At 56.6% G+C, this 23,039-nt stretch carries 12 protein-coding genes and 1 pseudogene; 5 read left to right on the forward strand and 8 right to left on the reverse strand.

Features of this window, described 5'->3' with window-relative positions; all coding sequences use genetic code 11:
- Positions 1-59: 59 nt before the first annotated feature.
- Together AC4IHP_RS05630 and AC4IHP_RS05635 are read right to left on the reverse strand one after the other, a co-directional pair.
- The gene (locus AC4IHP_RS05630) at positions 60-1,661 is read right to left on the reverse strand and encodes a hypothetical protein (protein WP_490831098.1); all 1,602 of its coding nucleotides are present in this window, start codon (positions 1,659-1,661) and stop codon (positions 60-62) included.
- Positions 1,662-1,814: 153 nt separating this feature from the next.
- Positions 1,815-4,789: pseudogene (locus tag AC4IHP_RS05635) on the reverse strand (TrlF family AAA-like ATPase).
- 350 nt (positions 4,790-5,139) lie between these two features.
- Between AC4IHP_RS05635 and AC4IHP_RS05640 the strand changes: the two are divergent.
- From AC4IHP_RS05640 to AC4IHP_RS05650, 3 genes are all read left to right on the forward strand, one after another.
- A complete protein-coding gene (locus tag AC4IHP_RS05640) occupies positions 5,140-6,699 on the forward strand; it encodes an amidohydrolase family protein (RefSeq protein ID WP_490831099.1) in 1,560 nt (519 codons plus the stop codon).
- Between the two features lie 83 nt (positions 6,700-6,782).
- Positions 6,783-8,516 carry an ATP-dependent nuclease gene (locus AC4IHP_RS05645; RefSeq protein WP_490831100.1) on the forward strand — a complete coding sequence of 578 codons (1,734 nt, stop codon included), beginning with the start codon at positions 6,783-6,785 and terminating at the stop codon, positions 8,514-8,516.
- Positions 8,506-9,936: a UvrD-helicase domain-containing protein gene (locus AC4IHP_RS05650; RefSeq protein WP_490831101.1), complete on the forward strand. Its 1,431-nt coding sequence runs from the start codon at positions 8,506-8,508 to the stop codon at positions 9,934-9,936. Before AC4IHP_RS05645 ends, AC4IHP_RS05650 begins: the two co-directional genes overlap by 11 nt.
- A gap of 694 nt (positions 9,937-10,630) precedes the next feature.
- Here AC4IHP_RS05650 and AC4IHP_RS05655 read toward each other — a convergent pair.
- The 3 genes from AC4IHP_RS05655 to mobH all read right to left on the reverse strand — a co-directional run bounded on the left by AC4IHP_RS05655 (position 10,631) and on the right by mobH (position 18,659).
- Positions 10,631-15,643 carry a hypothetical protein gene (locus AC4IHP_RS05655; protein ID WP_490831102.1) on the reverse strand — a complete coding sequence of 1,671 codons (5,013 nt, stop codon included), beginning with the start codon at positions 15,641-15,643 and terminating at the stop codon, positions 10,631-10,633.
- Positions 15,644-15,655: 12 nt separating this feature from the next.
- Positions 15,656-16,573: a hypothetical protein gene (locus AC4IHP_RS05660; protein WP_490831103.1), complete on the reverse strand. Its 918-nt coding sequence runs from the start codon at positions 16,571-16,573 to the stop codon at positions 15,656-15,658.
- 361 nt (positions 16,574-16,934) lie between these two features.
- Positions 16,935-18,659: a MobH family relaxase gene (mobH, locus tag AC4IHP_RS05665; RefSeq protein ID WP_490831104.1), complete on the reverse strand. Its 1,725-nt coding sequence runs from the start codon at positions 18,657-18,659 to the stop codon at positions 16,935-16,937.
- A 223-nt stretch (positions 18,660-18,882) separates the two neighbouring features.
- On the opposite strand from mobH, the gene AC4IHP_RS05670 reads away from it, so the two are divergent.
- Complete coding sequence (locus AC4IHP_RS05670; protein WP_174395415.1) at positions 18,883-19,080, forward strand: DUF7740 domain-containing protein; 198 nt, start codon at positions 18,883-18,885, stop codon at positions 19,078-19,080.
- A 137-nt stretch (positions 19,081-19,217) separates the two neighbouring features.
- Here the strand turns inward: AC4IHP_RS05670 and AC4IHP_RS05675 are convergent, their stop codons facing one another.
- Positions 19,218-20,180, reverse strand: a complete 963-nt coding sequence (locus tag AC4IHP_RS05675; RefSeq protein ID WP_490831105.1) for an ArdC family protein — start codon at positions 20,178-20,180, stop codon at positions 19,218-19,220.
- 134 nt (positions 20,181-20,314) lie between these two features.
- Positions 20,315-20,644 (reverse strand): hypothetical protein, encoded by a 330-nt coding sequence (locus AC4IHP_RS05680; protein WP_490831106.1) that lies wholly within the window; start codon positions 20,642-20,644, stop codon positions 20,315-20,317.
- A gap of 456 nt (positions 20,645-21,100) precedes the next feature.
- Between AC4IHP_RS05680 and AC4IHP_RS05685 the strand changes: the two genes are divergently transcribed.
- Complete coding sequence (locus tag AC4IHP_RS05685) at positions 21,101-21,466, forward strand: DUF3742 family protein (RefSeq protein ID WP_490831107.1); 366 nt, start codon at positions 21,101-21,103, stop codon at positions 21,464-21,466.
- Between the two features lie 8 nt (positions 21,467-21,474).
- On the opposite strand, the gene AC4IHP_RS05690 is transcribed toward AC4IHP_RS05685, so the two are convergent.
- Positions 21,475-23,031: a conjugal transfer protein TraG N-terminal domain-containing protein gene (locus tag AC4IHP_RS05690; protein ID WP_490831108.1), complete on the reverse strand. Its 1,557-nt coding sequence runs from the start codon at positions 23,029-23,031 to the stop codon at positions 21,475-21,477.
- Positions 23,032-23,039 lie beyond the last annotated feature (8 nt).

Raw genomic sequence — 23,039 nt, forward strand, 5'->3', positions numbered from 1 at the left:
GGTGTCATCCACCATCACGGCCCACCCCCGTGCGGCGGACACCTGAGCGCAGTAGAGGGTCAAGGCAGGGAGGCATCCAGCACTGTTTCGAAGGCAGATGCGTTGCCCCTCAGAACGTGATCTAAACTTCCGAATACATTCCGAAGCTCTTGCCGGTAGGCGACCTTCGTTGGCAAGTTGGCCCCCTGGATCACGGCGGTCAGGAATGACGCTGCAACATCTGCCATCTTCGGATCGCCCTGGAGTTGCACATGGCTGCGAATGGCGACTTCTAGCAGATACGTCTTGAAGGAAGCAGATAGCTTCTCACTCGGAATGATGTCTTGCAGCATTGCGCCAAGCACCTTAGTAGCTTCTTTGGAGATGTAGTGGCGATCAAAATTACCGGCAGAAAGCGTTGCCTGCGGGATTTCAGAGTCATCCATCTGCGCGCACTGCTCAGCCCAATCCGTGGCGATGCTGACGAGGCGATAGAGGATATAGTGAAAGGGCGTCGGCCACTCCTGATAGGCATCTTCGTCGGGTGGTCCGGACATTTGCTTGAGGATCTTTTCGGCGAAGTCGTCAAAGTAGTGCAGCCACATATGGTCTTGGAGTCCCTGGTGGATGCCTTCGTGCACCATGATCTCAAAGAGTGTGATGCCGGAATTGATTGGACAGCGAAACCGCCCACTCTGCTGGTAGGAGCCTAGCGGCTGGTTAAGCTTCTCGGCCAAATTCCGGTCTTCATCCAAGCGGCGGCATACTGAGTCACCTATTGCCGCCTCCAAGCCGTTCTTCACCGCCATGGCTGCATCAGCGAAGAAAAAGCGAAGTAACCGATTGCTATCCGGCAAATACAAGCGGCTTCCACCATTAAGATTTTGATTGTTTTTCAGCTCGACATAGAGGCGGCTTCCCGGCGCGTCCAGCAATGCGTCGATGTAATGCGCTATGAAGTCGGAGCGTATTGCTTCGTCAGTCTCCAGCAGTTTTAGACAGAAATGTGGGTGCGCCTGCGCCAAGTGAACGATCAAGTCAGGTGAGGTGAGCAGATTCAACAGGATCTCCCGGGCTTGTAGGCTGGCCTGGTCTCGCTCCGCGCATCTTGATTTCAATATTTGCAACACGCGGCGCAACTGTTTGCGCCAGGCTGAAGGGGATTTAGGGGCTTCCCCACGCAGGAGCGCAGCCAGTTCATTCTTGGAATTGCCCCGGTTTTCGATCCAGCGCACCAGCCAAGACTGTTGCTGGGTCAGGGAAATGAGTGTCGGCAGTTGGGGTTCGACCAGCAGCACCAGCTCATCGTAGCGTTTCGTCAGGTGCAGATTTTCGATTAGCTCACGAAAGACGTGAACGCGCCCTCGGGCCAGTATCGGAAAGCGTGTTCGCCAAAAGAAGTAGAGCGCCACCGAGAGCAGCAGCAGATACACCGCACTGGAACTGTCGAGCCCCCATTTCCAAGGCCCCAAGCTGTAGTACAGCCCAAGTTGCACCAAGGCCGGGGCGAACACCAAGTAGTGGACAAGAAAAAGCACTGTTCCACCCACGACCCAATCCACCCAGGTCGTGCAGAAGCGAAGCCGGAGTCGGTTAGTGGGAGAGATGAGCGCCCACACGGCGGCGATGACTCCCAATATGGTGAGCAGGCCCGTAGTGTCTATAGGAGCGGAGGCCGTCATTGGAGCTGTTGCATCCTTCCGTTGGTCGATGGGATCACACCCAGGTGCAATTTGCGTCCATACCGGTGCAAAGCATCACGGTGAGGAAAACCGATGTTTGTTCTCAAACATCGGACAATCAATCTACGCATCGAGAGCTCAATGCCGCAGCCGTTAGCGATCCAGCCTAACCCTCAATCGACGTGCGCGTTCGCGGAAAGCCTCTTCGCCGCCCTCCAGAATGTCGCAAACCGCCTTGCGAATAGCAGTGTTCTCAAGGCCGCCAGAAGTGTATTTGAATGGGGGCAAACCACCAGCAGGATGCGGACCGGCGTCGGCGACAATGATTTGGTCCGCATCGGTGTTGATGACGAGGTTGGCATTGTGCGTGACCATGATTACCTGGCGTTTGGCCTTGGCCGCGATAAACAGGGCGACCAACTCCTCGAACACAGATTTGGGGTCCAAGTTCTCCTCTGGCTGATCGATGATGAGTGGACGATCGTCAGCATCGTCCAGTGCCAAGTAGAGAAGGAGAAGTACGATTCCCCGCGTTCCAGGCGACAGTTTGCGGATATCCATTCCGTCATAGACTATTTCGTATCGCACAGAGATGTGATCGGTGGCGAAAAGCCAGTGCGCGAACTGCTTCAACCAGCCACGAAACTCTGCTTGTTGATTCTGGCCAAAGGGGGCCTGGCTCAGAAGGTCGCGCATGTATAGCGAAATGAAGTTCGCCATCGCTGCCTGTACGTCGGCAGCCGACCCTGTTTCCCATGCTGATCGTAGGGTTGTGTCCGCCAGAGCGATTAGTGCACCGCGGCCTTGGAATGGCCCGGCCTTCCGTCGGTCGAGAAGGTCTTCTTCAGCCACAGCTCCCCAGGTGGCAACGTCGACGACGCGGCGAACCGAGAACCCGAGCTTGCGAAGTGTGCCGGTGGACGCATTCAAGCGCGCCATCAGCGGTCCATAAAGATCGGAGAGCGAATTCTGCTCATTGATGATCGCCTGAAATACTCGGCCATAAGCCTCATCGCGCTCGCTTTGGAGTTCCTTACGACGCGCGCCAGCTCCTTGAGCGTCGGCTAGGCGTGATTGAAGGGTAATGAGCGCGGCGTTCTCTTGGGCGATGCGCTTTGACAGGGTGGAGTACTGACCGCGAATGATATTGTCGGCGCTTAGTAGGACCTCCAGCCGGGCCATTTCAGCCAACAGCGTATTGAGGGTTAATTTGGATAGGTCAGCAGTATCTGGGAAGAGCGGCGTGTTCGGGTCGCTGGTCGGAGTGGCCGGACCTGTGAGCGCTGCGATCTGCTGATCGGACCATGTGACATAGCTGGTCAAACTCGTATCGACATCGCCTTTATAGATCAGCAGGAATTCATCCCATTGCTCCTGACTGAGGCCGCTGAGAACATGCCGCTCTTGGCTTGGCGAAGCAGCTCGGGGGCCTTGGTATTGCGAGTGCTGACGACCTCATCCTGCAGAGCAACGAATGTTCGGCGCTGATTGCCGTAGGCCTGGATCGTGCCGCGCAGCGTCTGCACGGCCTGTCCGAGCTGGGTGTGGCGAATGGCCTGCGCCTCAGTTCCCTTTACGACAAGCTTGGCGAGATCTTCGTTGTAACTCTTGATCTGGCCGTTCTTTTGCGTGACTTGCAGCGCTAGGCCTATGACAGCAGCTTCCTTTTCAATCTCCGTGGCAATGCGCTCGGATAAATCGGCGATTGCCTCAGCCTCCCGTTCTCTGGCCTGCTGGAAACGGGCGGTGCGAAAATCCCTTAATTCGGCAAAGTCGATTGCGCCGTCAAGATCATCCTGCGGGTGGGCATCAAAGATCACACGCTCTACCTCCTCGATAAGTCCATCGGAGACGCCAGCAGAGGAGCAAAGCTCCTCTACGAATTGCTGCGACAAGTAGCGCGCTCGGGGAAAGGCTAAATGACCGTTTGCATCGCGACCGTCGAGGAAGCGTGTGACTGAAGTACCTCCACCCCATGTCAGCGTTGAAGTCGCGTGGCCAAGCAACTGGCGGGCACGGACGAGAAATGACGGGCTGATATTTGCGCTCGCACTCCAGCTACCTGGGGTGATTGCGTCACAGCCGGCTGCAATCATGTCAGCAAGCGCGGTCTTGCCTGAGCCGCGCGCGCCGATGATTGCGACGAGCCCAGGATTAAGTGGTATGTCCGGAGTTGCTGCCCAACTGGCATCTCCAATAGCTATGTTCGAGATAACTTGGGAAGGCATGGCCGTGGACGGCGATTCGCTGCCGACATAAGCACGACCTTCGGGGTCGATACAAGCCTGGCGGAGGGCATCGAACTCTAGACCACCCTTGATCCACGAATAACGCTCTTCAACCGGCTGGCCTACGGTTTTCTGGTCGTGTGCGTCGCTGCCGTGGAGGCAGGGCTTGCAGCCGCCATATCGCTCCTTCAGTTGGTCGAGCGTCACGCCCTTACGACCAGACCAGAACTCGCGCTGTGCCGTACTACTTGAGAAGATGATGTGGGCGAACTTTTCGATCTCCTGACGCATGGTTGCGTCTGCGGCTTGGCGCAACCCCGAAGTTCCGTCGCCCGTCGCGCCTGCAACCGCGATGAGGATGTTGGTCTTCGCCCAATCGCTCTCTCGCATAACGCGGCGAAGCTGGTCAAAATTTACCTTGAATTGCGTGGCACCGTGCGAAAGCGCCGCACGATCATCGAGAATGCTAGTGTCGGCTTTCTTTCCGAGCGAAATCAGATCTTGGCGGGTGCAGTTGAAGGTATCGCCATGCGCCTGGAATTGAAGGCGCTGAAGGATGCGGTGCAGTTCTGCGACGTGGTTCGGGTCTTCAGGGCTGACTAGGAGATGCAAATTGACGAAGCCAGACTTTGCAGCGACATCTAAACGCAATTCGACGTTGGGAAAAATGAGCTGCACATCTTGTAAACGGCCAGCCGCCTTTTGCCTTAGCACCTCTTCGTAGGTGTCAGTAAGGTAATAGTCAGTCACCGCCAGCGCCTCAATTTTCGGCGCGACTGTCTCAAGCTTTTTGAGGTAGACATCCCAAGGGGAGTCGCTGCCAAACTGATTATTTAGGACAGTTCCCGGCGCATGGATGTGCGGTTCCCAGCGACGCCATTCAGACCCACGACCAATCATTTGCTCATCCTTGGCGGCCATAGACCGTCCTTGTGACCATCTTTGAAGACCTGCTCGGCGTGACCGAAGCAGACGTATTTCTAACACTTTATAAGATTTCTGAAGGGATGAGCACTTAGCTAGGCACAGCAATGCCGGCTCTCCAAGAACTAAGTCGATCTTCTGGAAGGAGGGATGAGGTATGCAAACTCAACAAAGATGCAAATGACAGGGGCTATCTGGTATTTCGGGTGGCCGAATTCGGTCCTCGAGCTACCTTTACTGGATGTGCTCACTAAAACGTTGGACTCCATTAAATTACTGCGTGGACGTTTCGGTGTTGCATTTAGCCAATAGAATGGAGGCGGGGGATGGCGCATTTTCAGGCATCAATGGAGGGCGACAAGCAGGTCTTGCTCGGCCGAATTGTCACCATGGATGATCGCGGTACAGTGCATGAACGCGGTGCGCTATGTATCGAGGGCGATCGGATCTCTGCTGTAGTATCGGATCCAGCCCACATTCCGGCCAGTTTCGCCGATGTGACTGCGGTCCAGACGCAAGGCACCCTCTATCCAGGTCTCATCGAACTGCACAATCACCTGAGCTACAACTTCCTGCCCTTGTGGTCGGTGCCCAAACGCTACACCAATCGTAACCAATGGCGTACGCAAGAACCGGACTACGACATCTCTGTTGCTCTACCAGCCAAGCTCCTCGGCTCGAATGTAGATCAGGACTATGCGCGCAGTATCGCCCGGTTTGTCGAATGTCGTTCGTTGTTGGGAGGCACCACCACGACACAGGGCCTCAGCTCCGGCGGCACGGGAGGCAAGAAATGGTACCGCGGGCTGACCCGGAACGTTGAAGCGCCATATGACCCTGTTTTCCCGGCCGCGGGCGGCCACACGCTGGACTATCTGCCCGCCGAAATCGCCACGGCCCTGGTACCTGCTCTGCAGAAGGATCGTCCTTTCTTTTATCACCTCAGTGAAGGCACCGATGACGATGCCCGTCAGCGCTTCCTAGACCTTGAGTACGCGCCCAACACTTGGGCCATCGATCGCGACCTCATCACGATCCACTGCACAGCGCTGAAGGCGGAGCATTTTCCTCGGCTAGAGGCTGCCGCCGGCATGGTGTGGTCACCGCTGTCGAACTTGCTTCTCTATGGAGAAACGGCGAATGTCGTCGCAGCAAAATCAGCAGGGGTCCAAATCGCGCTCGGCTCGGACTGGTCACCCAGCGGCAGCAAGAACCTTCTGGGTGAACTCAAGATCGCGAGGCTGGTCAGCCAGCATCACAACAGCCTATTCACTGACGAAGAGCTTGTCCGCATGGTGACGTCCACGCCAGCCAGGATGCTTGGTTGGCAAGGACTGGTCGGCAGTATTGAGCGCGGCAAGAAGGCAGATATCCTGATACTTGAGGGAAGCTACCAAGACCCCTACGAGCAACTGATCACGGCGCGCGAAGATCATGTCATTGCTGTTGTGATTGACGGCCGGCCTCGCCACGGACGCATGGGCTTTCTCGATTTTGATGCCAGCCAGCAGGAGCGATTCGTGATCGGCGGCAAGGACTACGCCCTTGACCTCACCGAACAAGGTGACGACCCTTTGGCCGGACTCTCGCTCGGGACCGCGATAGCCAAACTCACCTATGGCCTGGCCAACTTGACTAAGTTGGCCGCTGAGGCACCGGTCCCCACGGCAATGGCGTTCAGTCTGATTGAGGATCAGGTGCTCAGCATCGACTTTGACCTCGATGAGGGCGAAGACTTCAGGGGCGTGCAAGACAAGGTACGAAAAGCCGCACCAATACTCAGGCCGCTGCCCATGGCGCCCATCACAGCGGTCGATGATGCGGCATTCCGTGATGCACTTAAAGCTAACGTCAATTTGCCGGACTACTTAAAGAACGCTCTTTAGTACCGTTGTCCGATGTTGCGGTGGACTATCACATCACCAGCGCCACATTGGCTGGCAGGAGATGAAACCAGAGGAGCTGTTGTGTGGTGCGAATTTGCAAAATCGAGATCCAGAATTTCAGGTCTATTCGATCCCTTTCCTGGCGGCCGTCGTCGGGTCTGAACTGCCTGATTGGTCCAGGAGACAGCGGCAAGACTACCATCCTCGATGCGATCGACCTGTGTCTAGGGGCTCGGCGCAATGTCGCGCTCGGGGATACCGACTTCTTCAGTCTGGATGTTACCCAGCCTATCCGCATCACGCTAACCGTAGGTGCATTGCCTGACCCGTTGAAGGACTTGGATACCTATGGCCATTATCTGCAGGCATTCAACAGGGAGACCGGCTTGGTCGAGGAAGAGCCTCGACAGGGACTCGAAACCGTACTCACGTTGCGCCTGACTGTGGACAGCGAACTGGAGCCGGCCTGGTCGCTCGTTTCCGAGCGTGCCCAGGCGCTAGGCCTGGAGCGCAATATCGCCTGGAAGGACCGGCTCTCGCTTGCGCCTGCACGACTGGGGACATACTCCAGCTCCAACCTGTCATGGACGCGCGGATCTGTACTCAACCGGCTTTCCGAAGAGCGCCCCAACCTAGGGGCTGAACTGGCGCATGCTGCCCGCGAGGCCCGGGCCAGCTTTGGCAACCAGGCGGGCATCCAACTGGCTGAGACGCTGCAAATCGTCACCCAGAAGGCAAATGAGTTGGGGGTTCCCGTCGGAGCCCAAGCCCAAGCCCTGCTGGATGCACACGCTGTTTCCATCGCAGACGGTGCAATCGCCTTGCATGATGAGAGCGGTGTGCCCTTGCGCTCACTGGGCACAGGCTCGTCCCGGCTGCTTGTTGCAGGTTTGCAGCGTGCCGCGGCGCAGCGCGCATCCATAGCCCTGGTGGACGAAGTGGAATATGGCCTGGAACCGCATCGGCTTGTCAGGCTGCTCGACTCCCTCGGTGCGAAGGAAAATCCGCCACCGCTACAGGCTTTCCTTACGACACACTCGCCGGTTGCCGTACGAGAACTCAGTGGAGACCAGATATTCGTGGTCCGAAAAGGACTGGACGGTGCGCATCTAGTCCAACTGGTTGGTATCGCCGATGACGTGCAAAGTACTATCCGGCTTGACCCCGAGGCATTTCTCGCCCGCAGCGTGATAGTCTGTGAGGGTGCAAGCGAGGTAGGGCTTATTCGCGGTCTGGACCAATGTTGGACTCTTGCGGACGGGCGCTCGATGCTGGCGGCGGGGACTGCCTACGTCAACGTAGGTGGAGGCGAGCCTGACAGATGCTTTGTTCGCGGAATCGCGCTCCGGAAATTGGGCTACCGCGTCCTGGTGCTGGTAGATGCAGACAAGCCGCCAACGCCCGCGACCGTACAAGAGTACGAAGCCCTAGGCGGAGAGTTCATCACCTGGAGGCAGGGCCGCGCTTTGGAGGACGAGCTGTTCCTCAGCCTGCCCGACTCCGCGGTGGACTTGCTGCTTCAACGTGCTGTCGATCTGCTCGATGAAGAACTGGTGTCGGCGCACCTCCAGACCCAGTCGAACGGCCAGGTCACTCTCGCGGGCATTCGGCAGCAGCGGCAACAGGGGATCGCGTATTCCCCAGAGACTCGGCAAATCCTTGCCGTAACCTCACGCTATCGGAAGAACGGTTGGTTCAAGTCGGTGACCAAGTTTGAGGCCCTGGCGCGAGATATTGTTGGCCCTTATCTCCATGTTTCGGATGCCGGATTCCTCGGCCTTATCGAGCAGTTGTACAGGTGGGCACATGCCGCTTGAGTACGATCTGTTTGCTTTTCGTCGCGGCACCATCACGGCCCCGGCGGGCTGTGGCAAGACTCAAATCATCGCTGATACGCTGACCCAGCATGCTGGCGCCAAGCCTGTTCTCATCCTTACCCACACCAATGCGGGCGTGTCCACGCTGCGGCTGCGTATGCAGCGCGGTAACGTTCCTTCTTCCGCTTACCGCATCACAACCCTAGACGGGTTCGCTATGCGTTTGGTAGGCACCTTCCCTGAGCGGAGCGAGATTTCTCCTGGCATCCTCCAGCTCAGGAGTCCGGGCACCGACTATCCCGCAATTCGGCAGGCCGCTTGCCAACTGGTACAGGGAGGACATCTGAACGAGACCCTGGCGGCGTCGTACGCGCATCTCATCGTAGATGAATACCAGGATTGCAACCTGGTTCAGCACGCCCTAGTCACAGCCATCGCCGCTACGCTGCCCACCTGTGTGCTCGGCGACCCGATGCAAGCCATCTTTGGCTTTGGCGGAAACCAACTGGTGGACTGGAATGCGCACGTGTTACCTCAGTTTCCACTTATTGGGGAACTCAACCATCCCTGGCGCTGGATCAATGCCGGCACCGCAGCCCTTGGCCAGTGGCTTCTGCATTGTCGCCATGTCCTGTCCGCAGGTGGCAATATAGACCTGCGTCAGGCTCCCGCTGAGGTCACTTGGGTTCAGTTACTCGTCGGTACGGTCGACCATCAACGGCTGATAGCCGCGAGGACTGCGGCGGTGACCCCAGGGGGGCAGGTGTTGGTGATTGGCGACAGCCGTAACCCGCGGGGGCGTCGGCAGATGGCCAGCCAGACACCAGGCGCTACCGCCGTAGAGCCGGTGGACTGGGCCGACCTTACTACCTTCGGTCTGCTCTTCAATCTGGGCGCGGCGGATGCATTGACACGGCTGGTCCATTTCGCGGGCGAACTAATGACCCAGGTCGGTGTGGCTGCCTTGTTGGTGCGGCTTGAAAGCCTCTTGCGTGGCACCGCACGCAATCCCCCAACACTCGCGGAGGCAGCGCTATTGGCTTTCGCGGCGGGCCCGAGTTTCCCTCTGGCCGAGAACGCACTTCGCGCCTTGACGTGTCAGGATAATGCACGCGTCTTTCGGCCTGAAATCCTGCGTGGCTGCATACGCGCGATGCAGATTGCGGCGGGTGGTGGTTGTTCCTTTGCCGAAGCCACCATTCGAGAGCGCGAACGCAACCGGCATGAAAGGCGACCGCTGGCGCGTCGTTCCATCGGTAGTACTTTGTTGCTGAAGGGTTTGGAGGCTGAAGTAGCGGTCATACCGAGTCCAGAGACAATGGACGCCAAACACCTTTACGTCGCCATGACACGTGGTTCAGCGCGGCTGGTAGTCTGCTCGGCCACGCCAGAGCTCGTCCCTTTGCCGCCCGGCCGATGATTCAGCTTGAGCATCTGACTATCAGAAACATAATAACGTGCAGAATTGCCCCGATGACGTACAGCGACAATGGAGGCCTTGGGTGCCGCTAGTTGGTGGGGGTTGGACCGCCGCAAAAGGTTCGCTGATGGGCTGCCGCAAAGATGATCCAGCATTGACGGTCAACGGACTGCCCCCCTAATACATCGTGCGCTTTAATGCGCAGATGAATTCTTAATTCAGCAGTGCTAATGAATGTCGCATTGACATCATTTTGTAAGAGTCTGTCAGAATGGCAGGATTGAATTGCATTTTCTGAGTGGGCGCCCCTACAGCTGCAACTACGGGTCATTCCGAGCGATCTCTTGGGTTAAGGTAACTATCGAGGCGAAAAAAATGGATGCTCATTGGAGCGCAAAACATACGTGCCCACGCTGTGGTCAGGAGTTCCCATTTCCTGCCCTAAAAGCTTGGGGACAGCACAAATCAGAGTGTATGGCGTCATCGAAGCCTGCGGTCCCCAAGAGGAAGCCCACGAAAGCGAAGGACTAGTTCCTATTAAACCCATTGCTCGTGGATTTAGGGTGCATCATACGTGGCGTGTTGCGTGCAAACGCAACCAATGTGATCTATGAACGAACTCACAGATTGATTGGGTAGTAAAGGAGCAAGAACTCCCCATCATCGTTCTGACGGGGCTATTCCAATTAGCAGGTTATCGCTCAACTCGGCTCAGGTAGCTTTCCGCAGGTTTATCACCGTCCACTGAGCGACAAGCGTGTACCCAGATATCGAGAGGGCCTGCAACGTCTTCTAGAGTTTTGCGCCCCTTCGACGTAACGACGAGCGCGACTCCTTCTCCCCAGAATTGATCTTGATCAACATCCAGCGGGGCGCCATCACGCCACCAGATTAGTTTCGCAACGCAATCGCCGGCCTGATCAATGTAGTTCATCCAATTATCTGGATCATGTTGCCACTCCAGACGCTGCAGCCACTCAGGGCACAGCACCAATAAATGCTCTGGATAACTAGGTATGCGACTGATCGACACCCTTCGGACAATAGTCGGAGATGGCTCCTCAGGCGCCCACACTCCTTCAATCCACAGGGCGCCGGGAAGTGAGTAGCCCGTGCTCGCTCTGCGTTCCTTGTCGGCAAAGAACGGCGCTCTTGCCCTTGTCATTTCAAGGTTGCGTCTGACAAGACGGCAGTAAAAATGGGATATCTCGGCAATGACGGAGTCGCCGTTATCCATCAGTGGCGAAATGTCGAGTTCAGTCTCATCCAGCCACTGCATCTGCCCCGAATGCCACCCTGCGTCTCGGTGCGCGGAAGGACGTGGCATGAAGGCTGGTCGTACCGTCGGACCAATGAGCGGTGGCGCGTCGGCTTGATAGTTCATTCCATAGAGCAATTTGGGGATGGCGGGTGCTCCCACTAGTCCTGCCAGACGAAGCTCTCCCGCAACATGGCGAAGCGCTCTGAGCGCTGCGAGCATATGCGGTCTCATGAAGGTGATCTTCATGTCCAATTTAGACAGCCCGGATTGCAAGCGCGTTGTCTCGGATTGGCCAAATGCCTCCAACCCACCCCATGACTCAATCAGGGAGTAGCAGCGATGGCGGATGGTTGCCATTGAGATGCCGGTTCGGGCAAGGTCATCGACTTGAGAGGTGAGTGCAGCTGTCCATCCGAGTGGGTCGTTCACACGCATCGCCCCGGACGAGGGGTCGGTCAGAAACGAGGGGTCGAGTTCACCCTTGCGGGCAGGCATCTGCAAACGATAGAAAAATGGTAGCTCTTGTCGTGTCATTGCCCAGGCGTTTCCCCAACGATCCAGAAGACAACTTGCGAAGACAGCCACTACGTAGTCCGGATCATTTACCAACGGCGAAATCCGATCGGCCCAATCCGTCGCAGCAGCGTGCATGTCGCGCAGAAGTAGCTGAAGCGCCTCCGCTGGCTCATCCGTGTTGCCTTCCAATAGGGCATCCACCAGTAAATGGAAGGCCGCCCTGCCTTGGGTTGCCCTCGATAGCTGCAGGGCACCAGCGCGGGCAAGATTTGTCAGTTCAATGGCAGAAAGGGAAAAGGCCCATTGGAACAGCGCGGCAATCAGTGCTTCATCAGATTCAGGGGCCTCCGTTGGAAGGTTCATCTGAGCGAGCGAATGCTCTCTGGTCGTTGCAAGTTGTTCGGCAAGAAGCTCCCACACTGCTGCCCAATTTGGCGTTGCGCAGATAGTCGACAGCACATCCTTAGTGTCAAATAGGATCGGAGATGAATTGTCCGGTGCGGTAATGAGTTCCTCGAGTAAGTCTGCGTAGGCTTCTTTATGCACCTTTGATCCATCAAGCTCGATGAGTGCTTGAAAGTACTTTAGCTTCGCTGCGCCTCTCCAGTAGCTCCAGCCAGGGCGTCCATCGTCATGGCTCTGGCTATCATTCACCAGACGCCTAGCCAGTGTCTTGTCATCTTCGGCAAGCGCTCGTTCGATCAGTGAGAAGCGGGCATGGCTGTCGCGTTGGATGAAGGGCCAGCGTTCAAAAATGGAAGTCGCTTCTTCCAGTGTTGCGGTATCCAAGAGGCGCGAGAATGCGCGGGCGGAGTCGTAGCTCGGAGCTTTATCGCGGCTAAGCTCATCATCAAGGAGGCTCAATGAGCCAATGCCATCGTACTTTCCTGGCGTGCCCCTATCATGAGGTATGGGTGTCTCAGCTTGCCAACGACGCAGTGCATCATTGGCGCGCTCGTTTTCGATTCCCCTTTGCCTCAGTGCCGCGACGAGGCGCTGAAGCAACCTGACTCGTGCTGCGCTCGTGCTGTGAATCTCAATACCATCCAGCAGGTTTCCAACAACCGTGGAAAGGTCTGATTCTGGAGCAATGGCAACGACTTGGCTGACGAACTCGCCGGTTTGATCCTCCCGGTAGTAAGGTTCGGTGTAGAAAGGAAGGGCAAGTGATCTCCAAGTGACCGCGCATGACGCGGCCAATTCTGGATTTCGTCGGACTACTCCGATCATCAGCGCATTGATAGCGCGATCCCAGCTCAAAAGCCCCTCTGAGGTGAGCACTTTGGCGGCGCGATACCCGAGTGCAGAATCGCACAACGCCGCCTCTGTCAGCGCTCTGGAGGCCAGACGGTGAGCAGCATCACGGCCCTCCGTCAGGTTCATGCCGGCAAGCTGTTCTAGCATAAGGACTACACGCTGCGCGCGACCGTCAGGATCCTGATGGTTGGCGCATTCTAGAAGATCTCCCCACAAAGAGTATTGTGGATCTTTTTTGGCCGGCAAGGCGTAGCCGAGCGTGTTGGTATGCAGCTGTTGCAACAGTTCGCGGGCACGTTCGGTGTTGCCCATCTCAGCGAACAGTTTTGCCAGGCCTGCGATCAGATCGATGTGTTCTTCAGGGGTATTACCGTGGATCACTCCCAAAAGGTCTTCCAGTCGATCGAAGGCTGCTTGCATATCGCCATTGCTGTGAAAAATCTCTTCAATCGCCGCTCTTCGGGAAGGAATGTTCTGCTTGGCGGTCCCCTTTCTATTGGCAAATGACGAGTCAAACAGTTGCACCACTGCTTTGAATTCTTGCTCGCCACACATTGAGGCGATCCGTATCATCATCTGGCTCAAGATCGGATCAATGTTGCTCAGTTGATGGGTCGCATAGAATTCACTAGAACTGGCGGCGCGAGCATTGTCGAGAAAGCCAAGCAGAGCTTGAGTCGCCTGAACGACTTCGCCTAGCGCGATTTCATGACCAGTACGTGCTCGACCCAGCAGCATGCCAATCGTGTTGGCATGATGCTGCAGTGGTCTCAGTACCGGACTCTTCGACTTTGCGGTATTGGTAACGGGTAGCCTAAGTGCTGCGGCGAGTGCTGCGTGCTGTATGATTGCATGGGTGATGTTCTCCGCATTGTGCTCACCGATGGCGTTATCCATTGATGCGATGGATGGAGTTTCCAGTCCTTCAAAAATCGTAGTGGATACTGTTTCGTTACCGAGGCGCAGGGCGAGGGTCGCCAATTGCCTGCGCATACCACTAGCAATGCCTGGGAAGCTTGGATGTGTATACGCGGCGTCGACAAATGTGTGTGCTCTATCAAGTTCTCGGCGATCGTATGCGCGTAGGCCGGCTTCTATCAACAGGTAGGGCAGTTCAGGGTCACTGACACCAAGCTGCAGTGCCGTGAGCGATGGGTCGCTATCAGGATCAGCGAGCATGGCCGAACGGGCTATGTTGCACCGAAGTGTGGTGATGTCCACAGTGTCCAGCCCGTGTCCGCCTTCGGTGGCGGTCAACTTTGCCAAACACATCTCTATCTGTTCCGCGTCCCGAAAGTGGAAGACCCGCTGTGCCCACTCTTCCAAATCTGAGTGAATAGGGGACGACTGTGAGTCCTTGGAGAAGGGGTTAATCTCATTGAATAGAGCCTTGGCACTATCGATTTCGCCTGCTACAAGAAGCGCATCAATAGCCTTGTAGTGGTCACCGATTTGCCCCTCTGCCATCGTTCGGACCCCATCAATATCGCCGAGCGCCAGCAACGCATCGACAACTGAAGGGGCGTACTCAATTGCGGAGGAGCGGCGTTCCATTTCATCTCGTGCGAGCAGCAGACGAAAGACCGCAGATGCGTCTGGCTCGTGCTTGGCACAAATCAATGCCAAGCGAATGTCACCTTGGATCTCAGTCGCTGAGCGTGAATCTGCAAGTTGATGCCTGAATCGGCGCGGCTGTGCCAGCCTGAGTACCTCCTGGTGTAGCTCGGCGCGTGCCAGGTACCTCAACTCGAGCCAGCGCTGCGGGTTATCGGATTCTGCAAGGCGGGTGAGCTCCGCCAGCTTGCGATAGATCAATGGTGCATAGTCTGGGTCGAGTTTCCCAAAGCGAAGTTTGGGTTGTTCCAGTACAAACAGGCGGAAGCTGTTGTGGAACACACTCCAGCCGTGAGTGGTCTGGCTGAGTAGATGGCTCGTCGACCTCAATGCGGTTTCTACAGCGTGCTCTGACGTGGCCACTGCCAGCAATTCGGGTGGGATTGGACCTTCAGCGCGTGCAATAAAATCGATGACCTTTCTCGCGTCTGCATCATCGGAAATTTCGCGCCAAGCCGCCTTGTAGACGCGCTCGATGTCGCCTTCAAAGCTGAAGGCCCCGTTCAACAGTGCGTCCCGACGAGCTGTGTCTGCCTGACGCAGAGCTTCTATCAAGTACCGCGCTACTAGAGGGTGTCCCTGGCAAAGCTCATAGATGCTAGGTCGGGGCACGGCTTCGTCCAACCCAAGCTTCAGTGCCATCTCGCTGACGGCTTCTGGTGAGAGCGGTGCGATCTGAATATTACGATCCGCCAGGGAGGCTTGTTCCCGAACCTGATGCTTGAGGCTAGTCAGTTCCAGTCGCTGGGTTCCGAGCAGGATCAATACGCCCGCTGGCAGCGTCTCTGGAAGTGGCAGCTCTGCCAGTAGTGAGCGAGCAGGGTGCTCTTCTCGGGGGATGTGATCCAATCCATCGACGATGATCAGTGTGCGGATGCCTTCATCGCGATAACGGTCTCCAGATTGGCGTAGCAGTTGCTCAAGCTCTAGCTGTCGCTCTTGAAGGGTGTTGTTGCGGGCCAAGCGTCCCGCCAAGCCACTTTGCCTAAGCTGAGTGTTGAGATCGTCGAGGAAGTCATCGGCTTCGGCACGGCCAATACCTTGGCCTTCGCCAGGCATGTAGGCAAGGTATCACACCAGCTGCAGCTTCGGCCCGCCACTGAGTGCCGATTGGAGTAGAGTTGACTTACCAGCTCCTGGAGGGCCGACAAGGGCCAGGTATCCGTGGTCCAGTCGGTCAATGCATTCCAGAAGTTGTTGTTCGGTTTTACGATTGCGCTGAACGTGCTCGCCAATAGGGAATTGGTGGGGGCGGTGCACGATGAAGCGATCCTTCCAGCCAAGTTCTGCAAGCAGCTCGGCGCGGCTCCAACGATCCTTATTGCGTCGGTCGGCGACCAAGTCGGGGAGTTTTGAGGCAATTTGCTGGACTAGCTTTAACGACGCTGACGACAGGCGATGGCTCAAGATGAAGTCAGCGGCTGATCCCGTTAGAAAATGGACGGCATGCAGGAACGTCTCGAAATCCGCGTCAGGGAGTTTGGACGCCGCCGCAAGTTTGTCAATGAAGGGCTGCCAACGGGTGGCTTGCCATTCGGATAGGGTGCGGCTGTGGTAAAGCTCAAACTCACGCAAGAAAGCAGCGCTGTGATCGTCCTTGTCGCTTAGCAAGTGATCATTAGTGGTGGGTATGTCGTTGGTAACGAAGCGAACTTCTGTCAAGGCCTCACCATGGGATTGGCGCAGACTCGCCCATGCGGTCACCAGCTTCAGCAACATGCCTTCTGCGCCAAGCAGCAGGGCTTCAACCTGGAAGGCTTTGGGGAACGTGGAGGTCTTGAATTGGTGACCGACTGCCATTCCCGGAAGGCCTAGTACGAGATCGTCAGCGATGCCTGCGCTACGATCAGCTAGTCCAACCCAATTCAACTGGTCTTTATCTAACGCGGCATAGATCGCTGCTGCGCCGGATTGATACTGTTGAACGAATCCGCGTTGAGCGTTGCGTTCGCCCTCTCCTGAGGGCATGGTGTTGGCTGGCTCTGTCATTATGCCTCTCAACTATCCGTACTGTCCGTGAATGACGGACGTTGTTCAATCCATGAGGTAAAGCAATCCGGTGGTCTTAAGTGCGCGGGCGCACTGCGGGGACAGTGTGACGCCCCAGGAGTGATCATATCAACTCGGCTTGAGGTCGCACGCTATGCAGGTGCTCCTGTCCCAATCGTCCCGGACGAATACAGTCCGAGTGGAGCGGAAAGGTCTGACAGGGCAGGGTTTTCGGTGCTCACTGCATCCAATCCATTATCGAGCGCCATGAGCCGTCGGGGAGCGGCAAGAGAGCGGTTCAGTAGCGAGTGCACCCCATAGTCGATTCTGCGTGTCGAGCTCCAATGGGATGCTACGGAATTTAAGCTTTTTCGACTTTAAGAAAAGGATTGTCGGCAGGCATCGTTTCGAACAGCAGTTCCGGCCTTTCTAGCAAGTAACCTTTGAGTCTTGCTTTCTTCCGAGGGCCTTCGACCCGACAGATCCAGATGTTCAAACCATCGTCCCGTTTCCTGTGAACCTTCAGTTTTTCGAACTGCTTCTGCACCCAACGCCACTCTTCAATCTCTTGATCGGATTCCTGTGAGATACCAGGAAACTCCCGCGCGTAGCGTTGGAAGAGAACTGGTGTGACCAATAGCACGGTGCCGCTCACCGTGTGGATTTTAGCCTTGCTGTCGTTGATGATCAGCTTGTGGTTATGGATGCCTTCCTTGACCCAATTTAGGAAAACCTGACCTGGGTTGTTCGAAGGGGGGCCTGAGACTTCGAGAGCATTTTCTGACGGCGTATCACGCACCTCCGTTTCTCCCATTTCGAACATATCCAGCAACGTTCCGAGGTAGTCGGCATTCTCCATCGGCATTGGCTTGGGCTGCGATGGGCTTTGAGTTGATTTTGTACTGACTGCCTTGGGCGGTAGTGGTGATACCGGAGCGTCGGGTGAGTGCTCATCGGCCGCAACGCTCACCGTTCCGCTGAAAGCCTCGGGGCGTTCGAAGCTCCCCCAAATCAACGCCGGTTGAAGGCGCAGAAAGGTAAAGCTCTGCTGCCAGTTGCCCTGTGCAACAAGCGCGGTCCAGATGGCTTTGCCTTCTGGTGTGGACTCAACCAACCCATGTGATTGCAGTTCGTCGAACACAGCAATGTTGGATGAAGGAATGCCCTCAATCGATTGCGACAGCAGATAGGCTCGCAGCTTGTCCGTGACCGTTTTGCTGACCAGCCACAGTGCGTCTTGAGTCAACCAACCCGCGGCGCCCGGCTGGTTGAGTTTCAGTTCTTGTTGAACCAGATGACGCAGTCCGCTGATCAAGTGATGTTGCAACGAATGAATCGGCGCTTGCAGCGCCTTGCTCGGGTTGCCACCGATGTTCTGTGCAGTGGAAACACGATCGGCCTGAATGACCAACTCACCGAGCACGCCGGCACGTTCGTACTGGCCCGCCAGGACATACAGCAGACTGGCCCACAGTGGCGGAAATCCACTGAGCCAATCGAGGATTGGGCGGTCGAGAATTTGGGTGTAGAGCAAGCCTGCGGCGGCACCGTGCAAGTGGTAATCACGAGCCTTGATGTAACGAAAACGGTAGGGCTGATCCAGGGAGCCCTGCCAAGGATGCCAAACACGACCATCCTGGCGTTCGACCAGCAGGTCCACGGCGATCTTGCCGATATCATGCAGCAGGGCGCCATAGGCGATGCCAGCGGACCAGGCGTCAGTCTGGGCGGCCTGGTCTTCGGGCGCAGCGCCGGTCGGAAGCAGATACGACTGACGCAGTTTCAAACTGCAGGCGACCAGTTCTAGTCCATGGTCGAGCATGCCGCCGAGATAAGCATGGTGGTGCGTCTCGCTGGCCGGGAGTTGCTGGACTTGTTCGGCGTAGCGATGGATCGGATTTAAATAGAGTTGGATGAACTGCGCGTGGGAGAGGGCGGTGTACTGCCAGATGCGATCGAGCAACTGGCGGCGATGCTCCGCTGCCAACAAGCTGTGGGCCGACTCGATGGGCAGGTAACCTTCGGCGACGCTCACGGTCGGTGGCGGAGGGGGCTTCTGCCTTTTGTGGCGAAACAGACTGAGCATCGTGACCTCCGGGAGGTGGCAGGGTCAGTGGCCTTTTAGCCTTTTCGGATAGAGCTCTTACCCTTGAGTCCCCATTCCCTTCCAACCCTTATCCGTCCTTTTGGCTCGTGTCCCTTTATGCGGCAATCGGAATATGGATACTGCCAGGCATCATTTTTTTGAGGGGCTAGTACGGAAAAGACAAGAGTCGGTACACTGCGGTGCATATTTTTTAGGTCTTGCCATGAACCTCACTGACGCCACGCTCGTGCTGCTCCTTGCGGCACGTATCCATGGGACCGACGAAGCCGTCCGAGCCTCGGCGAAGAGCGTGGTCAAGAAGTTGCCGCGCAGTAAGCGTGATCTGATCTACAAGGTAATCGATAGCCGAAGTCCGCTCGAGCTGTTGGATTTTCTGGCGCAGAACCTGGATGCGGAATGACAGGTTGCGGGTGTGTGCCCCTCTCTTGTTCTTTGCGTGAGGGGCCCGCCGTATGATTCCGTCTGCTTTCTGGAAACAGAAAAAAGGGCCCTACTCGCGTTGGGCCCTGTGATGCGATTGCAGCGGTGAGGTAACGATCACACTCCATCGTTCATGCATCGTGAGTCATCCATTACCATCTGCTTCAGTTGCTGCTCCAGGTTGAGCACATACTCCGAGGCGCTTCGGGCCTGACCGCTGGCGCGAAAGATCGCACGTTTGTCAGCCTTGAGCAGCCTGAGCCAGGAGTCGATGTAGCCTTCGTGCCGCAGCTCCCCCTGTATACCGGCGTAGGCACATAAAAAAGCGGCGCCCATTTCGGCGATCAACTCCTCAAATGCGTAGCCTGGCGAGCCGAACGGACAGGATGAGGTCACGCCTTCGCGCTGCAACCGAGAGTGATGTCCGGTCCAGTGCGTCAGCTCGTGCAGTGCGGTGGCGTAGTACCCATCTCCGTTGTGAAATTGCGCTTTTGTCGGCAGTTGGATGAGATCCCTGATCGGGTGGTAAAAGGCTTCGTCGGCAGATCGATGAACGATGTGTGCACCGGAACTTAACAGCAGATTTTCCGCAGCACTGTTGGCCAGGAAGGGATCGGTCGGGTCCGTATCGAGTAAGGTTTCGTTGAACGTTTCGAGCCCCTCCGTTTGCTCGATGTTGAACAGAAAATGCGTCCTGAGAATGCCAAAGTGAGCGACCTTGGGTTGACCGTTCTCATCGAGGACCGGTTGGCCTGACTCGGTCTGTTCCTCGCGCTCCATCGGCTTGTAGAGCACCGCCAGGGTGCTGTGCTCACCCTTACGGATGTGCCCACCGGCCTTTCTGGCTTGGTTGAAGGTCAGCCAACGATCTTGAGTGAACCCCTGCAATCGGGCCTCGGCCCAGAGCAACGGCAAATTGATCCCCGAATAGGGACGCCGCGTGATTGCGTTGATGGGGTAGGGTTGATGATGACCGACGTTAGCTGAGCCACTTGAGGACCAGGGTTTGATCCAGGGCGCAACGCCTTGGTCCAATGCAGTAACGATCTTGTCTGTCACGTCTTGATAGATATCGCGCATGGCATTTTCCTCAATAGAAAGCGGAGGAACGCCTTGCCCGTCGGGGAGGGTTCCCCGGTTGGGTGATGGGCTGGATTGATGCAGGTCTTGCATGCCGTCCGAATGTGGGGGGGGGGGGCGCGCCGCCAATGCGCTTAGCGCTGATGCTCTCCTGCAAGCGCTATCAGCAAGGCGTCAGGCTGGTCCGGCTCGTGGAATAGGCAGAGGCTCAGTTGCAGCAAAGGGTTTTGGTGTGGATGATCGGTTGACGCGATGTGTGCTACCTCGAACACCACATAGGGCTCGTGTGGATAGGCCAGATGAGCCTCGAAAGCTGCGCGCAATACGTTGCTCAGGCGATCGACCAGCAGCTTCTCAGGATGACCTGAGCGCTCGAGCAGTACTGCGCATTGCCAGGCGGCAGGGGTGAACACAATGGGCAATCGAAGGGTGTTCAGAGTTTCGGGTGTAAGTGAGTCGGACATGGTGTGTCTCCGTTGAAAGCGCGAAGAAACCATCCCGTGGGGGAAAGAATTTCCCCGCGGTGGGTTGAAGAAAAACAAGAAGGTTTGCCTGGCGAGCAGAGCTCGGACGGCGCTCAGGAGAGCAGTAGGCGTTCATCATCGTAGAAACGGTGACCGTGCGAGCTACCGAACGCTAATCGCACTTGGGGAAGAACCATCACCGAAGTGACGTAGCCTTGAAGGTTCTGGCTGCCTGAGCAGGGTGCTGTCGATAACAGCGATCCGTACCTTGTATTTAGCGGAGCGATTTATACCGGTCAACCTCCGAAGAGGAGCTGTGTCATGTTGTTCGTCTTCTGTCTTCCAGTGACGATTTTTTGACTGGGCAAGCTGATAAACGGTCAAGCACGGACAGTTTTCAGTAGTAGGCTGTTACTCCTGTCTCAATCATGAAAACGCTCAAAAGAGGGCGAGAACATGCCGACTCAGAACCCTGTTCAGAATTTACGTGCTCACCGCTTGGCATACGCCTGTGGCATGTCGGTAAAGCGTGGTTATCGCAAATTGAAAGCGTTTGAATCCCGCCTGGCTGAGCGTGCGGTGACGGCAGGTATGCCTGCGGGTAAATTACTCGTTCGCGGGAGCTTTCTGATTGTCCAGTTAGCTCTGCTCGGAGCATTTCTTTTTGTTAGCTTCTGGTTGTTTGCGCTGATGTGCACAATCGTCGTATTAGCAGCTATCCCAATTCAAGGTCCAGACACTCCAGATATTGACGATCTCGATGATCCAATGCATAGAACGTCTTGGCCTGAGCGGTACGATAAGTGGGGTTCTCTGAAGTAGTCTCTTGGTTATTTTGAGCTCGATTTACCCGAAACAATTCTTGCACCGCTCATCAACTGAGAGGTTCCGTTAGAGCTCGCTGTCTGTGCTGCGTGGGTTCCCCTGCTAAGCATTCCCTCTACGCCTGAACCCACGCTATATCCTGCCCAGCTCATGGCCCCTAGAAACAGCATCGGCAGCACGATGAACATCGCCCCCATCACGTACTCGATCACCTGTGCCGTGACTGTCCCGTCCATAAACCCGGACGTAGGTAGCGACAACAGCGCTTGATTGGAAGCCGAAACTTGGTTGTACAAGGTGTCGAGCATGCTGGAGTCGACCCAGCGCGCCAGTTCCCACCAGAAGCTCAGCATGTGTAAGGTGAACAGCGCGAACGTCACGGTCATGACGGTCTTCAACTGATAGGTACTGACCAGCAGGATCAACGGCAAGCTGATGATGACGCCCATGATGAGGAAAGCCTGCACCATCGGCAGGGCGGCGCGTAGCGCATTCATCGCCGGGAAGTTGCTGAAGGAACCTAGGGCCAAGCCGGTATTGGTGGCCAGGTTATTAAGCCCCTGATTGATCGAGCCGCCACGAGCGCTGGAACCATAGTCCTCGTACACCTGTCCGGGCGACATGGACATCGATTGCTGGCGCGGACTGACCAGTTCGCGCAGGGTGGCATCCTCGATCTCGTTGCTCGAGCGGCCAGTCAGCCAACCTTTCAGCTGAGTCAGCAGAGATGGATCAACCTGCTGGATCAACCGCTCGCGCAAACCAACACCGCTGTCGCTCCACCACTGCTTGCAAGTGGGGTAGCCCGCGCCATTCTCCAGCCGCGGCAAGGAAACATCGCGGCTTTCGTCATACGGCCAACTGATTCGCGGTGTGCGTGAACGATTCGTGTCGTAGTAGCCGGGCGTGTCTAGAAGATAGCTTGAGCCGATCCAGGACGCGTCGTGACTTTGTGCCTTGTCCAGTTGCGGGCGATTGGTAAACAACCGAGAACGGGAATAGCCATAACAGTCGCGGGTGAAGTCGGCGACTTCCTGCAGCAGTACCTGGCTGTCGATGCGCGAGCTGTCGATCTCCATGCGCATCTGCCGGATATCCGGTTCGCAGGGGATGGAGGCGGTGGCCGCCGCGGTCACGCCTTTGCTCAAAGCATGCACCAGAAACCACCAGATCGGCACGTTCGCGGAGCGTTCGCCGATGGTATTAAAGGTCGTCCCCCAGGCGGTTTCCGCTGGCTTGGCCACACTCACGCCGCAGCGCTGGCTGGCTGCATCATCGAACGCCATTGACGAGAGGCTCAACGGAAAGACCGGCGCGCAGCCGAACAGTACGACGATGTAGGCCAGCCATAACCGGTTCTCGATCCGCGGCACCGAGAGCAATCCCTTGTTACCTTCATCCGCGCCTTGCTGACGGGCCGACAGCCATTCCTGGAGGATGATCGCGCCGAAGGGCGCGGCAAACAGCCCGGTATCGGATAGTACACTCCAGAGGCCGTTGTTGATGATCCAGGCTAGCAGCGAGAGGTAAAACTCTAGGTAGCTGTTGGTGCTCATGAGCATGGTGGTGA

The sequence above is a fragment of the Pseudomonas sp. UF-293 genome (assembly GCF_058245595.1).

What these genes read in the sequence shown, in the direction of transcription:
- AC4IHP_RS05640 (WP_490831099.1), top strand. Translation starts at nt 5,140, where the DNA reads ATGGCGCATTTTCAGGCATCAATGGAGGGCGACAAGCAGGTCTTGCTC.
- AC4IHP_RS05680 (WP_490831106.1), bottom strand. Translation starts at nt 20,644, where the DNA reads ATGTCCGACTCACTTACACCCGAAACTCTGAACACCCTTCGATTGCCC.
- AC4IHP_RS05630 (WP_490831098.1), bottom strand. Translation starts at nt 1,661, where the DNA reads ATGACGGCCTCCGCTCCTATAGACACTACGGGCCTGCTCACCATATTG.
- AC4IHP_RS05685 (WP_490831107.1), top strand. Translation starts at nt 21,101, where the DNA reads ATGCCGACTCAGAACCCTGTTCAGAATTTACGTGCTCACCGCTTGGCA.
- AC4IHP_RS05660 (WP_490831103.1), bottom strand. Translation starts at nt 16,573, where the DNA reads ATGACAGAGCCAGCCAACACCATGCCCTCAGGAGAGGGCGAACGCAAC.
- mobH (WP_490831104.1), bottom strand. Translation starts at nt 18,659, where the DNA reads ATGCTCAGTCTGTTTCGCCACAAAAGGCAGAAGCCCCCTCCGCCACCG.
- AC4IHP_RS05650 (WP_490831101.1), top strand. Translation starts at nt 8,506, where the DNA reads ATGCCGCTTGAGTACGATCTGTTTGCTTTTCGTCGCGGCACCATCACG.
- AC4IHP_RS05670 (WP_174395415.1), top strand. Translation starts at nt 18,883, where the DNA reads ATGAACCTCACTGACGCCACGCTCGTGCTGCTCCTTGCGGCACGTATC.
- AC4IHP_RS05655 (WP_490831102.1), bottom strand. Translation starts at nt 15,643, where the DNA reads ATGCCTGGCGAAGGCCAAGGTATTGGCCGTGCCGAAGCCGATGACTTC.
- AC4IHP_RS05690 (WP_490831108.1), bottom strand. Translation starts at nt 23,031, where the DNA reads ATGCTCATGAGCACCAACAGCTACCTAGAGTTTTACCTCTCGCTGCTA.
- AC4IHP_RS05675 (WP_490831105.1), bottom strand. Translation starts at nt 20,180, where the DNA reads ATGCGCGATATCTATCAAGACGTGACAGACAAGATCGTTACTGCATTG.